Annotated in this window: 12 protein-coding genes; 6 read left to right on the top strand and 6 right to left on the bottom strand. The window is 61.2% G+C overall.

Going from position 1 to position 13,651, the window contains the following annotated elements; all coding sequences use genetic code 11:
- Positions 1–145: 145 nt before the first annotated feature.
- Both FHR95_RS08735 and FHR95_RS08730 read right to left on the bottom strand, forming a co-directional pair.
- Positions 146–1,558 carry a PhoH family protein gene (locus FHR95_RS08735; RefSeq protein ID WP_183314121.1) on the bottom strand — a complete coding sequence of 471 codons (1,413 nt, stop codon included), beginning with the start codon at positions 1,556–1,558 and terminating at the stop codon, positions 146–148.
- 225 nt (positions 1,559–1,783) lie between these two features.
- On the bottom strand, positions 1,784–2,818 hold the full coding sequence (locus FHR95_RS08730; RefSeq protein WP_040185685.1) for a patatin-like phospholipase family protein: 1,035 nt from the start codon (positions 2,816–2,818) through the stop codon (positions 1,784–1,786).
- A gap of 253 nt (positions 2,819–3,071) precedes the next feature.
- On the opposite strand from FHR95_RS08730, the gene FHR95_RS08725 reads away from it, so the two are divergent.
- From FHR95_RS08725 to FHR95_RS08700, 6 genes are all read left to right on the top strand, one after another.
- Positions 3,072–4,487: an amidase gene (locus tag FHR95_RS08725; RefSeq protein ID WP_183314245.1), complete on the top strand. Its 1,416-nt coding sequence runs from the start codon at positions 3,072–3,074 to the stop codon at positions 4,485–4,487.
- Between the two features lie 108 nt (positions 4,488–4,595).
- Positions 4,596–4,940, top strand: coding sequence for an ectoine synthase (locus FHR95_RS08720; RefSeq protein WP_343065204.1), 345 nt, complete (start codon positions 4,596–4,598; stop codon positions 4,938–4,940).
- Between the two features lie 1,025 nt (positions 4,941–5,965).
- Positions 5,966–7,132, top strand: coding sequence for a hypothetical protein (locus FHR95_RS08715; RefSeq protein WP_183314120.1), 1,167 nt, complete (start codon positions 5,966–5,968; stop codon positions 7,130–7,132).
- 104 nt (positions 7,133–7,236) lie between these two features.
- Positions 7,237–7,665, top strand: coding sequence for a hypothetical protein (locus FHR95_RS08710; RefSeq protein WP_183314119.1), 429 nt, complete (start codon positions 7,237–7,239; stop codon positions 7,663–7,665).
- A 50-nt stretch (positions 7,666–7,715) separates the two neighbouring features.
- Positions 7,716–8,420, top strand: coding sequence for a C39 family peptidase (locus FHR95_RS08705; RefSeq protein ID WP_246378478.1), 705 nt, complete (start codon positions 7,716–7,718; stop codon positions 8,418–8,420).
- A 111-nt stretch (positions 8,421–8,531) separates the two neighbouring features.
- Positions 8,532–9,137 carry a hypothetical protein gene (locus tag FHR95_RS08700; protein ID WP_183314118.1) on the top strand — a complete coding sequence of 202 codons (606 nt, stop codon included), beginning with the start codon at positions 8,532–8,534 and terminating at the stop codon, positions 9,135–9,137.
- Positions 9,138–9,284: 147 nt separating this feature from the next.
- Here FHR95_RS08700 and FHR95_RS08695 read toward each other — a convergent pair whose 3' ends face one another.
- The 4 genes from FHR95_RS08695 to FHR95_RS08680 form a co-directional block, all read right to left on the bottom strand.
- Positions 9,285–10,376 carry a transporter gene (locus FHR95_RS08695; protein WP_246378477.1) on the bottom strand — a complete coding sequence of 364 codons (1,092 nt, stop codon included), beginning with the start codon at positions 10,374–10,376 and terminating at the stop codon, positions 9,285–9,287.
- Positions 10,377–10,494: 118 nt separating this feature from the next.
- Complete coding sequence (locus tag FHR95_RS08690) at positions 10,495–11,910, bottom strand: sigma-54 dependent transcriptional regulator (protein WP_246378476.1); 1,416 nt, start codon at positions 11,908–11,910, stop codon at positions 10,495–10,497.
- Positions 11,911–12,341: 431 nt separating this feature from the next.
- Entirely contained in the window at positions 12,342–12,827 is a 486-nt protein-coding gene (locus FHR95_RS08685; RefSeq protein ID WP_183314117.1) for a peroxiredoxin, read from the bottom strand.
- Between the two features lie 50 nt (positions 12,828–12,877).
- On the bottom strand, positions 12,878–13,564 hold the full coding sequence (locus FHR95_RS08680; protein WP_183314116.1) for an SDR family oxidoreductase: 687 nt from the start codon (positions 13,562–13,564) through the stop codon (positions 12,878–12,880).
- Between the last annotated feature and the right edge of the window lie 87 nt (positions 13,565–13,651).

The raw sequence follows: 13,651 nt of genomic DNA, 5'->3' as shown, positions 1-13,651 counted from the left end.
CCTTAACGCCTTCTCGGTGCGCTGGCGCTTACCGGACTTACAGAACCGAGACACCGCCAGGAGGCCTTTGGCCTCCGATCGCGCAGGCGAGCTGTGCTCCTACACTCGCCCTTAACCATTCACCAGCGCGAAGCGCGCTCGCCTCTTAAAGCAGCTCCTCGCCGGCCAGCGCCAGGCGCGAGCGCTCCACGCTCTTGAGGGTCACGTGACCGCCATGGGGCCAGTCGCGGAAGTGCTGGACCACCGCCGCCATGCCGCAGGTGTTGGCGGTCAGGTAGGGGGTGTCGATCTGGCCGACGTTGCCCAGGCAGACAATCTTGGTATTGCGTCCGGCCCGGGTGATCAGTGACTTGAGCTGCTTGGGGTTGAAGTTCTGCGCCTCGTCGATGATCAGGAAGGTGTCATTCAGGGTGCGCCCGCGCATGAAGCCCGGGGCGCGTATCTGCACCCGCGAGCCGAGCAGCTGGCGCGTGGCATCCTGGTTCCAGGCGCTGCTGCCGTCGTGCTCGTCGCGCAGCAGGTTGTCCATGTTGTCGTGGAAGGCCCCCATCCAGGGCGACATCTTCTCCTCTTCGGTGCCCGGCAGGAAGCCGATGTCCTCGCTCATGGTGATCGGTGCCCGGGTGAAGACGATGCGCTCGAAGCGCTTGCTGTCCAGGGTCTGCTGGAAGGCCGCGGCCAGGGTCATGAAGGTCTTGCCAGTGCCCGCGCTGCCGGCGATGGTCACCAGGTCGATGTCATCGTCCATCAGCAGGTTGAGGGTAAAGTTCTGGCGGCTGTCATGGGCGTGCACGCCCCAGACACTGGTGCCGTGACGGTAGTTGGTAAGCAGCTCGAGGTGGGCATGCTTGGGGCCTGCCTCGCGCACGATGGCCTCGAAGCTGGCGCCGTTGTCGCTGTCGGACACCAGCATGCCGAGATGCCATTCGCGGGGAATGTCGCCGGCCAGACGGTAGATGACCCGATGATCCTGGCGCTCGACCTTGACGTCCACCGCCAGGCTGTCCCAGAGTCCGCTGCCGTCCTGGCCGGCCTCGGGGTAGACGCGCGCGCCATCCAGCATGGCATCGCTGTCGTCGAAGGCGCGATCAGTGAGGTAATCCTCCACCGGCACGCCCAGCGCAGCGGCCTTGACCCGCAGGTTGATGTCCTTGGTCACCAGGATCACCGAGGCGTCCGGTCGCTCGTCGCGCAGCCGGCAGGCTTCGGCCAACAGGCGGTTGTCGGGGCTTTCCTCCAGCGGGTCCAGGGGCTTGAGGTCGGTGTAGCAGAGCAGGCGCAGGCGGCCTTCCGGGCCGACGAGCCGAGGGATGGGAATGCCGTCGCGGATCTGCTCGAGGTCGACGTTGGCGGTGAGGTCGGACAGGGTGCGGCTGACCTGGCGGGCGGTGCGGGCGATCTCGCGAATGCCGTTCTTGTGCTTGTCGAGCTCCTCGAGCACGGTCATCGGGATGACCACTTCGTGCTCGTCGAACTGGTAGAGGGCGGCAGGGTCATGGATCAGGACATTGGTGTCCAGCACGTAGAGACGGGTGGCCTTCTTGTCGATGCGTACCATCGGCGCAGTTCTCCTTGTCGTCATAGTGTCGACACTGCCGGCGCACGATGTCAGCGTTATGACAGGTGCCCATGGTGTCGTCCCGCTCGATACGACGTTCACCTCCTTTGCTGTGGCCCTGCCTGGTTGGAAACCTCTCGAATGGCAAAGTGCCATCCTGTCTCGAGCATGACCGGTGCCGGGTTATGCTGCCATGCCATATCTCGGCCTGTCGTCAACGCTGCCTCAGCGAGTCTGCTCGATCTCCTGGAAGATGCGTTCCACGTCCAGGGTAGAGCGCTCTCCCAGGTCGTCGAAGTGCTCCATGAGCCAGGCCTCGGTAGTCGCGCGCCCCAGGTCATGCAGGTGACAGAGAAAAGCCCACTCGGCATTGAGCTTGCTGGAAACGGAGAGGTGCGCCAGCGGCTCGTCGCCGCTAAGGTGATGAAGCCTGGCGTTTCGGTAGCAGCCAATATCGATATCATGCTCGCCGAGCAGTTTCTGGAGGATCACCACCGAGCGTACCTCCTTGATCAAGGCGCTATTGAAGGTGATCTCGTTGAGTCGGTTGAGGATGTCCGCGGCGCTGGTGGGGACCTCCTGGCGATACATGGGGGTGATCTGCACCAGCAGAATGTCCCCGGCCGTGCAGTCGTGCAGCAGGGGCGTCAGCGAAGGGTTACCCATGTAGCCGCCGTCCCAGTAGGCCTCGCCGTCGATCTCCACCGCCTGAAAGACGGTGGGCAGGCACGCCGAGGCCATTACCGCATCGAGGCTCATCTCTTCGCGGGAGAAGATCCGCTGCTTGCCGCTGCGCACGTTGGTGGCGGTAACGAAGAGCTTGAGGTTCTCGCAGGCCCGGACCCGCGCGAAGTCGACGCGTTCGGCGACGATGTTGCGCAGCGGATTGAAGTTGAAGGGATTGAAATGGTACGGCGATACCAGACGGCTCATCAGATCCAGGGCGATGTAGCCCGGCGAATGGTCGAGGCTCCAGTTCCCCGTCAGCATGTCCAGCGGTGTGCGGCGCACGGGACTCGCCATCCCTGCCCGACTGACGGCACGCCAGAAATCACGGAGCGCCACGCGAGCGGTGGCTTCGTCGCCGCGGGTCAGGGCATCGGCCATTACCACGCCGTTCATGGCGCCGGCGCTGGTCCCGCTGATGCCCTCGATCTCGATGCGCTCGTCCTCGAGCAATCGGTCCATTACGCCCCAGGTGAAGGCGCCATGGGCGCCGCCACCCTGCAGGGCCAGGTCGATCCGTCGTTTTTCGCTCATTTACGCTCCTTGGCTCGGGCAGCCTGGCCAGGCCGCCGCTGCAGTGCATCAATGCCAGCATAGCGGTCGAGTATGAGAACGACCATCGTCGAGGTGCCCGCTCGCCCGCTGGCTGGAGTGGGGCCCCCCGCTGGCGCGACGCGCCCGGGGGCGAGTCGCCTTGCCGCAGGCGCCACGCTTGGAGCGCTCCAACGGCCTGCGTTATGTTGGCAGACTATCGCCATGGATCCCTGCATTGGATAGGAGGTGCGGCATGAGCGAATCGGATCTAGGCACGCTAGATGCGCAACGCCTGGCGGCGCTTTTTGGATCACGCGACGCCTCGCCGCTGGAGGCCACACGCGCCGCCCTCGAACGCATCGAGCGCTTCAATGACACGGTGAATGCCTATGTCCACGTGGACCATGCGGGCGCTGAAGCGGCGGCGATGGCCTCGGCGCGGCGCTGGGGTCAAGGCAAGCCACTGAGCGCCATCGACGGGGTTCCCGTGTCGCTGAAGGACCTTACCGAGGTCGCCGGTATGCCGTGCCGCTCGGGGTCGCTGACGGTATCGGACACCCCTTGCGAGCGAGACGCCCCGCCGGCGCGGTTTTTGCGCGAGGCGGGCGCGGTCATTCTGGGCAAGACCAACACCTCCGAATTCGGCTGGAAAGCGGTCACCGATAATCGGGTGTTCGGCGCCACTCTTAACCCCTGGGATACGCGATTGACGCCGGGAGGATCTTCCGGCGGTGCCGCCGTGGCGGCGGCGCTTAACATGGGCGTGCTTCATCAGGGCGGCGATTCCGGCGGGTCCATCCGGATTCCCGCGGCCTTCACCGGTGTCTTTGGCTTCAAGCCCAGCTTCGGCTGGACCCCGCAGTGGCCACCGGCCACGGAGCCGACCCTGTCACACCTGGGGCCCCTGACCCGAACCGTGCGTGATGCCGTGAGCATGCTCAATGTGATAGGCCGTTATGACTATCGCGACCCCTATGCGTTGCGGGGTCAGCCGGAGGACTGGGGGCAAGATCTCGACCGGGGGTTGCACGGTCTGCGCATCGCCTATTCGCCTGCCCTGGGATATGCACAGGTCGATTGGCAAGTCGCCCACCGGGTCGCCGAGGCGGCGCGAAAACTGGAATCGCTGGGCGCCGAGGTGGTGGAAATCCACCCTGGCTTCAGCTCCCCCCTGGATACCTTCAAGAAGCTCTGGTTCACCGCCTCGCTGGAAAAGTGGTCGCAGCTCGACGACACGTTGCGGGCCAAGCTGGACCCCGGGCTGGTGGCCAATGCGCGAGAGGCCGAGCATTGGAGCGCATTGGAACTCTTTCGGGCGTTGCAGGAGCGCGCATGTCTTACCGAGGGCCTCGAGCACTTCAACCAGCGGTATCATCTGCTGATGACGCCGACCGTGCCGATCTCGCCGTTCGAGGCCAATCATCAGGTTCCTCCCGGAAGCGGCATGACGGACTGGGAAGAGTGGGCACCGTTTTCCTATCCTTTCAACCTCAGCCAGCAACCCGCGGCCTCTGTGCCCTGTGGTTTCACCGATGACGGTCTGCCGGTAGGCTTTCAACTCGCCGGCGGCAGGCATGATGACGCGCGGGTATTGCGCGTCTGTCATGCCTTCATGGAGGCATATCCGGCCCGCTTTCCCAGCATACCGGACCCCTCCCAGCAGGCCTGAGGAACTGCACCAGACCACATCTGCTGAGCATCGCAAGAGTCGACAATCAACATGATTATTCGTACCCGCGAAGACGCTGAAAGCAATGCCGTCCACGAGGAGTAATTCATCAGTCGTCGCTATACGCTTCGCGCCGACAAGATGGGCCACTCCGTGAACGAGACGTACATAAGGCCGGGACAGCAACTGCACATGTGTTATCGCCACCATGTGGAGACAGTGATCTGCCTGGCAGGCGAGGGTAGCATTGAGGACCTGACCGAGGGAGGCCGGTATACACTGACGCCGGGCGTGCTCTATGCCATGGACCAGCACCAGGAACATATCCTCAGCAGCGTCGGGGGGATGACCTTGCTGTGTGTCTTCACGCCGGCCCTGGTAGGCCCCGAAGATCATGACGAGCAGGGAAGCTACCCCCTTTATGACGATGATGGGTCCATCCTCAAATGCTAGTTGCGGTCTTTCGCCCAAGGCCGGAAGGCGCATGGTTGACACTGCGGAGTTTCCCGGGGTGATGTCGGCCGGGATGTCCGGCCGATATCACCACCCTTTCATCCTCGGACCGGCCGCCTGTTGCGCAGCTTCACGCCCACGTCCTCCAGGCACTGGACCACTCATACTCGAGGCTGCCGCCCATGGTATACACCTTGGCCTTGAGTTCCTCGCCGATGACCCGCCTATCCTCCGCGGCGATACCCATACGTTAGGTCAGGCTCACCTCAACGCTCTCGTACCACATCAAGCTGCGCTGTAGGTCGTGCAGTGCTCACGAACCAGACCGTGCTGCCGACGGAGCCGCGACGGGTTCTGTATCCGCATCATCCTGCTGCTGCGTCAGGCCGGGTCGGTGGTTCGCCTTCTACGACGCAGCGGCAAGGACCTATTCGGTGGCACGGGAAGGAAGCTGGTCGCGCCGCTCCCCGACGGGCCTGGGCTCGCAGTGGTCCTATGTGAACCGCTCAACGCGCTTGGGAGAACAGCGAGCCCGATTTGAGCCACACTGGACCGCCGGCAGGAGACCCTATGGTCTACCAGATCATCTTTGGCCTCGAGACGTTGAGGGTCTCGTCACTGGACGGCAGGTTTCTGGCCAGTCGGCCAATCATCGGATGAGTTTGTTTCGATACTTGACTGTAACGCCGGCGAGTCACTTCACGAGCTGTCGTTAGTCGCTTGTTTCTGAAGAGAATGCACTGTAGTTCAGGCTTTCTTGTCGATGCGGTGTTTCATGAATGAATCACTAACCATTCAGTTACAAAACGACATGACGATGTCTCTACCCTATGGTAAGTATCCGGCTTTTATAAATTTCCCTCTTTTACAGTCGATTACATCCAGTGGTTTCTCAACTGGCATGGATCGTGCTCATGGGTTGGTGACTGCGAGCAGGATGCGTCATTCAAGGGTCCCGAATAAATCCTTAGGACGATGGCGCGAGTTCGCAGGCTGCAGCAGACACAACAAATGGAGACATGATCATGAAAAAGTATCTCGTAATTGCGGGTACCCCGCTGCTGGCCCTCGTGATGGCTATCTCGACGGCGCATGCCAACCCGAGTGTTGGTGCAGCTGATAACGTTAATCAGAATGTGACGTCAAATGCCAATGCCACCGGAGGTAACAGCGGCCAGGCAAATGGCGGAGCCGGATTCGGGCTTGGGCTTGCCGGTGGAGGTACCGGTGGCAGTGCCAATGGCGGAGATGATGACTCTGATGACTTCTTCGGTGGCGGAGGTGGTGCCGGTGGTACCGGTGGCGCCGGCACCGGTGGTTATGCTACTGGGAGTGGCATGGGTGGTACCGGAGGCTCAACCGGCCGTGGCGGTGACGCCTGGGCCATGAGCGAGTCCTACAACACCTCTACCAGTGTGGTTTCCATTCAGGAGCTCAACTCCACCGTCAATGGGGCCGGCATCCGCATCAACGGCGCACAGGGTGCTGCTGGTGCTAGTGGTGGCACCGGAGGTAGCTCCATTGCCGCTAACGTCGGCATTGGTGTCGGCGGTAATGGCGGCACCGGAAACGGTGGCAATGGTGGTGGTGCTGGTGCCTCAACCGGTACCGATGCATCAGGTGGCAATGCTGGTGGCACTGGCATGGGACTTGGTCTTGGCCTGGGTTCCGGCGAGGGTGGTGACGCTGGTGCAGCCGCTGGCTCCAGCTCGGGTGCCATTGCGGATAATGACGATGCCGGTGACGGTGGCTTCCTGGCCTCTGGCGGTTCGCAGGATGCTGCCTCCGATTCAGGTGCTGGCGCTACCGCAACTTCCGGTACCGGTGGAGCAGGGAACGGTTCAGGCAGTGCCTCTGGCACTGGTAGTGGCACGGCCACGGCAGGAGCCGGTGGTGCCGGTGGTGATGCTGGCGCTGTGGCCGGGAACGGCGGAAATGGCAATGGCGGTGGCGGTGGCGGTGGCAGTGCAACCACCGGTGACGCCTATGCCTACGCCGGCAATGGTGGTGCAGGCGGCAACGGTGGCAATGGTGGCGCTGCCAGCCTGGCGACCGGGGCGGCCAACGTGTCCGTCGCGGCCGGGGTGTTCGGTGGCATCAACAACATGAACGTGTCCACCGGCCTCTACAACTCCCAGGTGTCCGGCACCAACGTCGCGGCTCACAGCAACGTGAGCATCGGCACCAACTGATAGGGAGCGCTCTGACGCGCTCGCGTGAGCCGGGAGCTGGTGGGGGCAACTCCACTGGCTCCCTTGGTGAACTGTCCTATGGACAAGATACCGGGAGTAAGGCCATGAAGGTGTCATTAGTCAGTTCAACTCTTTCTACATTATCTCACCGACAATTAAAGTTGATGGCTCTCGCTCTCTCCTTGGTGCTGCTGACCCTCGGTACGCCACAGAGCCAGGCAGAGAATCGCCACTCGCCCCAGGCGGAAGGTTTTGCCGCGATGGAAGGAATGGACCCGGAAGAGATGGGCAAGGCGCGAGCCAGGGAGGGAGATGCGATCGTCAACCTCACCACGGTAAAAAGCGTCCAGAACCTTAAGGCCTCGGTAACGGATACCTCCTTCGATATCGGTGGCGACATGGTCTCCGGGAACATCAGCTTTGCCCCCGATGCGTTGGGAAGCTATAGCGGTACGGGAATCTTCAGCGCCGTGACCGGCAACGGGAATTCCATCAACAATGCGGTGGGCATCAGTGTCTTTATCGCCAACTGAGCCCCGATGGGGTTCGGATATATGATTTTCCAGCCAAGGGAAGACTTGCCATGAAACTGACCAGGCAACTCTGCTGTGGCATGGCATCACTCGTTCTCATGGGGAGTATTGGGGTTGCCCATGCCGGCCAGGTGGCCATTGCCAATCGTTTCGGCAGCTTTCAGGTCGAGGCCAAGAGCCTGCAGGAGAAGGGCTGGGACAGGGTGATTCGCCAACAGTACGACTTCAGCTGTGGCTCCGCGTCCGTCGCGACCCTGCTGACCTTCCACTATCAGAGGGAGACCAGCGAGGCAGAGGTCTTCGAGAGCATGATCCGTGCTGGAGATGCGGAGCAGATCCAGCGACATGGTTTTTCCATGCTGGACATGAAGCGATACCTGGATGCCCAGGGGCTAAATGCCGACGGATTCAGGATCAGCCTGGATGACTTCATCCGAATCGGGGTGCCAGCCATTACCATGGTGGACACCGGGGGCTACAAGCATTTCGTCGTCGTCAAGGGTATCGATGACGACAATATCCTGGTGGGTGATCCCGCGGCAGGCACCCAGGTGGTGCCGAGGGAGCATTTCGAGTCCCTTTGGAACGGTACGGTACTGGGGGCACGCGAGGAGATCGAGATTGCCCGTAACCACTTCAACCATGAGCAGGATTGGGCCGTGCGCCCGGATTCACCGCTGGCGAGAGGCGTGAACCGCTCCAGCATCGGTGCCAGCCTGCTGACCCTGCCCGCCAGGAATGAGATGGGCCGGTGATGAGGAGATCTGAAGATGCCATCCCCAGCGAGAAGAATGCGAAGGCAAGGCGGGGCGCGATGGGTCGGCGCTATGCTGGTATTGGTAGCGGCCGGAACCCAAGCGTCCTCCATGTCAGAATACGATGCGCCGATCGATGGCCAATGGACTCAGTACGTTAATACTCAGGTACCGACGGAGCTCTACCCGCAGGTGCCTTTTCCGTCTTCGACGACGGGTGACTTCCATCGTGGAACCGTTATCGCCGAGGCCGAACTCGGTCAGATGCGGGCGGGCTTCAATATCGGTGGGCTCGACGTGGATTTCGGCGCCAGGCTGCAGACGATGATCGACAACAGTATCGAGCTGGTGTCGGTGGTGAACTTCACAAAGGCGGGGACGGATATCGTCTCCCAGACATTCCGTGATCCCTCCATGTCAGCCAGCCAGGTGGGGCCCGGTACCGGGTTTTCCGTGACCGACATGACCCCCGGCGGAGTCGATCTCTCGGGTCTGGCGGAGTTCTCCGGCGTGACCCTGAGCGATACCAAGGGTTTCACGGCGGCCCTGCACAACATCACGCGCAACGCCATCGTCAGTGGTGTGGTGAGCAACGCCTCCGGGCGAGATATCCAGCAGCGGATCGATATCGACATTCGGCTCAACAATGTCGGGGCACTGAGGGCAGCCAAGCAGCGAGCCGCTATTGTTGACTCCCTCTCGGGTATCCTGCGCTGATATGCATTAGTGCCAAGCTCGTATCGATAAACGAGAGACACCTTTGGACTGGAAGAGGGCATGGTTAAAGACATGAGCAATAAGGCGCGACGGCTGCCGAATCGGCAGCCGTCTTGGTTTATGGGATTGGTTTAGAATAGGGCTTGGTTAGAAGACATTCATGCCGATGGGCATGCGAAGGGTCAGGGTCGTATCAGGGGCATCCTCGGTGATGCCGAGCTCCAGGCCCAGGTTGACGGAGACATCCGGGTTCATCTGGTAGGACCAGCCAAGCAGCAGGGAGCCGACGTTCAAGGTCTGAGAATCGACTTCTGTAGTGCTGCCCGTAGTGTTGTTGACGTATTCGGTCTTGGTCTTCCCGATGAAGTCGTTCTTGTAGCCCAGCGTGAAAGAGGTCTTCGGATTGATCGAATAGGCCATGCCGAAGCTCAATCTCACGGCATCCCCGGGATCCACATCTCGGATGAAAAGATCTTCATCATCCTGCGTAACTTGCTGGTTGACGTCATCCTCCAGGTGGAAGACATAGCCCAGGTTGGCAAAGTAGACGGCCGGGGCGGAGGGGAGCAGCATGGTGATGCTGGGCTCGATGGAGTGGAAGCCGGTGCCGGTAGACAGTTCCAGTGGCGTACCGGCGCTGTTGCGGCGGATATCGAAGGGCCCTTCGCCGGTGGTGCTCTTGTAGCGCAGGTTGCCGATGAAGTAGGGCATGCCATCCAGGCCACGGTTGAACTGGTAGTGAGCGGCCAGTTCGATATCGCCCAGCGCATCGTTGGATAACTCGCGATCCAGGGTGAAGTCGGGGTCGACTTCAGAGACCGTGACCCGGTTCGACTCGTCTCGATAGACATAGGGCACCTTCATCTCGAGTTCCAGGCGATCGGTAAAGCCCAGCCGGCCGGTCAGCGAGGCCGTATAGTTGTCTCGGTCGACATCCTGTGCCGTGAACACCCCGATCAGCAGGGTGCTCAATACCTCCACGCCCTCGAACGTCATGCGGTTGATGCTCTCGTGGGAGTACTGGAACTCCGGCTCCAGTACCAGCCTGCCCTTGGGCGTCAGCACCCCGCCATATTCCGCCATGGCCTGGACGTCCGGCTGGTCCTCCTGCTGCTCGGGCTCCTGGCCGACCGGCTGGATCTGCGCATCCTGTGCCGACTGCTGGGCCAGAACGGGCGTGCAGCCGATTATCGATAGCATACCGGTCGTGTAGAGGATGTTCTTGGCTCGTGAGCTCATGGTTCCCTTCCTGTTCTTCTTGCTTGAGTAGTGCCTCATCCGCCCCGGAGAGGCATGTACCTGTTCAACCTCCTGATATGAATGGGGCTGATCAGTAGACCGCTACGCGCCCCATCCATCATGTTGAGGTTAGTTGAACGAATCCGGATGTCGATGGATCAACCGTCTTTCCATTAACCGAACCTCCGTTCTTGTCGATGCTGTGCTTCTCGAGGAGTCGGTACAGGGTGACTCGTGAAACACCCAGCTCCCGTGCTGCGTGCAGCACCTTGTGCTTGTTGCGTGCTAGGGCGGCTCTGATGGCGTCCGACTCTGCCATGTCGCGGACCTGCTGCAGGGTATCGGCGTCACGGGAAAGGGTTTGGCGTCGTTCCAGCCCCATGTCGGAGGGCGTGATGAGCCGGTGTTCGCACATGACCATGGAACGCCGGACCCGATTGACCAGTTCGCGTATGTTCCCCGGCCAGGGGTGCTGCCGCATGACCACCGCACAGTCTCGGCTGAACCCACTAACCCGAGTTGGCTTTTCCGAAGAGAACTTCTGGAAGAAGAAGCGGGCGAGCGGCTCGATGTCTTCCGGGTGTTCCCTGAGCGCCGGTGTCCTGACTTGAAGCACATTGATCCGGTGATAGAGATCCTCGCGGAACTCTCCCCTTTCCACTGCCCTCTCGAGATCGACGTGGGTGGCGGCCAGGACTCTGACATCGACGGGAATCTCCTGGAGTCCACCAACGCGAAACACCTTGAGGTTTTCCAGGAAGCGAAGCAGATTGACCTGCATGTCCAGGGGTAGATCTCCGATCTCGTCGAGAAAAAGCGTGCCTCCCTGTGAGCTCTCTATGATGCCAATCTTGCGTTGGTTTGCGCTGGTGAAGGCCCCTTTCTCATGGCCGAAGAGTTCGGACTGAATGAGACCGGAAGGCAGAGCCCCACAATTGACGACATTGAACGGGCCATGGCATCGGGATGAATGGGCATGGATAGCACGGGCCGTGAGTTCTTTCCCGGTTCCGGATTCCCCGGTAATCAGCACGGGAGCCTCGGCAGCGGCCACCTTGTAGATGGTTCGGTAGAGCTGTTGCATGATCGGGCTCTCGCCGACCATGTGGTAGCTGTCGTCCGGACAGAAAAGCGTCGAGATGGAGTGATCTTCATGGAGACTCGCCATGCCCAGTGCGCTACCCAGCAGTATATCGAGTCTTCTCACATCGATAGGGCGGGCCTGATAAGCATAGCAGGCGTTGTAGATCAGGTCGCGAGCCTTGTCGTGCTGCAATACATTATGTTCGAGGATTGCCACCCACTGGACCTGCGACAAGCCGGGCCTGGTGTCAACTTCCAGGGGAAGCGACCCCCCCGACGAATCGATGGCGGCCAATCCGACTCGGCAGGCCTCCCTGTTCAATAACTCAAACGCTTCCTGCGCATTATCGGCATGGTGGATCGACCAACCATAACTTGAAAGCTGTTTAAGCGTATCCTGAAAAGAGGTTGTGTTCCCTACTGTCATGAGTTGCCTGGATGGCTCCATCATCTCGTTCCCTCGTGGTTGCGGGCAACCATTGCTGATGGTGATCAGGCCTTGCGAAAGGCGAGTCTTAGCCACGGGGCTTGGGCCCACGTGTCTGGTGTTCTGGTGTACCCCACTGGCAGCAGTCCATCTACTGGCCCCTAGCCCGCGAGCACCAAGGCATCGTGGCGTTGGGAGCGACGCGATAAGTGTTGGTCGGCCCTGAGCGATTGTAAAGTGATGTTACAGAACCGGTGGATGCCTCATGGAGAGTATGAGCCTTCTCAGCTTTTCCGGAAAAATTTCGATTAAACAGAGGGCTGCATTCTTTTTCCAGTGGCTCGGGGGGAAGGAGGGGCTGACAGGCTACCAGGAAAATGGTACTCGAACGTCAGGACCTGGCTGCCGTAACGGGCGGGGAGCAGCCAGGCCATGAGACAGGTGGCAGGGGGAATCTAGCCAAGCCTGTCGAGGATCGTCTCGGCACTGCTCTTGTCCACCACGCCCTTCTCGGTATCGACGCCGAGATACTCCACCACGCCGTCATAGGCGATCAAGGCATAGCGGTGGCTGCGGATGCCCATGCCGCCGGCCGTGGCATCCTTGTCCATGCCGATGGCACGGGTAAAGTCGGCGTTGCCGTCGGCCAGCATGGTGATGGCCTCGGCATTCTGGTTCTTCTGCCAGGCATCCATCACGAAGGCATCATTCACCGCGATGCAGGCGAGCTCATCGACGTCTTTGGCCAGGATGTCATCGGCATGTACCACGAAGCCGGGCATATGGGTATTCGAGCAGCCGGGGGTGAAGGCACCGGGCACCGCGAAAAGTACCACGCGTTTATCGGCGAAGAAGTCACCGGTGGAAAGGTCCTGTGGCCCATCGGGGCCATTGGTCTTAAGGGTAATGTCCGGAATCTTGTCACCGATCGAGAGCGTCATGGCGTAGCCTCTGGTTGGGGGGAAGCGTTATTGGTGTGTTGAACGGTGGGTCATTCCAGCGGCGGCGTGGGGCGAACCAGGATCTCGTTGACGTCCACATGCGCTGGCTGCCCCAGCGCATAGGTCACCGCGCTGGCGATATCGCGATCTTCCAGAGCGTGCTCCGGGGGTTCGTCGAAGAAAGGGGTATCGACCATCCCGGGCTCGATGAGGGTGACCCGGATGCCGCTGCCCCGTAATTCCTCGCGCAGGTTATAGCCGATCCCGCTGACCGCCCACTTGGTGGCGCCGTACATGGAGCCGGGAATGGTGGCACGACCGGCGGCCGACCCGGTCAGCAGGACATGGCCACGGCTGCGGCGCAGCGCCGGCAGGGTGGCCTGCAGGGTCAAGCCAACCCCGTAGATATTGGTCAGGATCATGTCTCGCCAGGCCTCGTGGTCGCCGCCACTGAAGCCTCCCGGTGAGCCGCCACGTCCTGCATTGGCAAAGACGGCATCGATGCGACCGAAGCGCTCCATGGCCTGCTCGACCATGGCCTGAAGGTCCTCCATGGCGGTTACGTCACAGCCCATGGCGAGCACGTTCTCCGGGCCCAACTCCTCGGCCAGGGCCGTCAGCTTCTCTCGGGAGCGGGCAGCCAGTACCAGCTTATAACCCTCCCGCGAGGCGGCCCGGGCGGTGGCCGCGCCAATCCCGCTCGACGCCCCGGTAATAACTAATACACGATGCTGCATCGTCCTCTCCTGTGCCAGTCCCCCATGGACGTTCAGCATGGCCAGTCCGAGAGGTGGCTGCAATCCTGGCGCTCAACGTAGCGCCAC

Source organism: Halomonas fontilapidosi (genome assembly GCF_014192285.1).
In the GTDB taxonomy this organism is placed as follows: Bacteria; Pseudomonadota; Gammaproteobacteria; order Pseudomonadales; family Halomonadaceae; genus Halomonas; species Halomonas fontilapidosi.
Note: the sequence above shows the minus strand (reverse complement) of the source record. Positions and strands in the feature narration are given on the sequence as shown.

What these genes read in the sequence shown, in the direction of transcription:
- FHR95_RS08735 (WP_183314121.1), bottom strand. Translation starts at nt 1,558, where the DNA reads ATGGTACGCATCGACAAGAAGGCCACCCGTCTCTACGTGCTGGACACC.
- FHR95_RS08730 (WP_040185685.1), bottom strand. Translation starts at nt 2,818, where the DNA reads ATGAGCGAAAAACGACGGATCGACCTGGCCCTGCAGGGTGGCGGCGCC.
- FHR95_RS08725 (WP_183314245.1), top strand. Translation starts at nt 3,072, where the DNA reads ATGAGCGAATCGGATCTAGGCACGCTAGATGCGCAACGCCTGGCGGCG.
- FHR95_RS08715 (WP_183314120.1), top strand. Translation starts at nt 5,966, where the DNA reads ATGAAAAAGTATCTCGTAATTGCGGGTACCCCGCTGCTGGCCCTCGTG.
- FHR95_RS08710 (WP_183314119.1), top strand. Translation starts at nt 7,237, where the DNA reads ATGAAGGTGTCATTAGTCAGTTCAACTCTTTCTACATTATCTCACCGA.
- FHR95_RS08705 (WP_246378478.1), top strand. Translation starts at nt 7,716, where the DNA reads ATGAAACTGACCAGGCAACTCTGCTGTGGCATGGCATCACTCGTTCTC.
- FHR95_RS08700 (WP_183314118.1), top strand. Translation starts at nt 8,532, where the DNA reads ATGTCAGAATACGATGCGCCGATCGATGGCCAATGGACTCAGTACGTT.
- FHR95_RS08695 (WP_246378477.1), bottom strand. Translation starts at nt 10,376, where the DNA reads ATGAGCTCACGAGCCAAGAACATCCTCTACACGACCGGTATGCTATCG.
- FHR95_RS08690 (WP_246378476.1), bottom strand. Translation starts at nt 11,910, where the DNA reads ATGATGGAGCCATCCAGGCAACTCATGACAGTAGGGAACACAACCTCT.
- FHR95_RS08685 (WP_183314117.1), bottom strand. Translation starts at nt 12,827, where the DNA reads ATGACGCTCTCGATCGGTGACAAGATTCCGGACATTACCCTTAAGACC.
- FHR95_RS08680 (WP_183314116.1), bottom strand. Translation starts at nt 13,564, where the DNA reads ATGCAGCATCGTGTATTAGTTATTACCGGGGCGTCGAGCGGGATTGGC.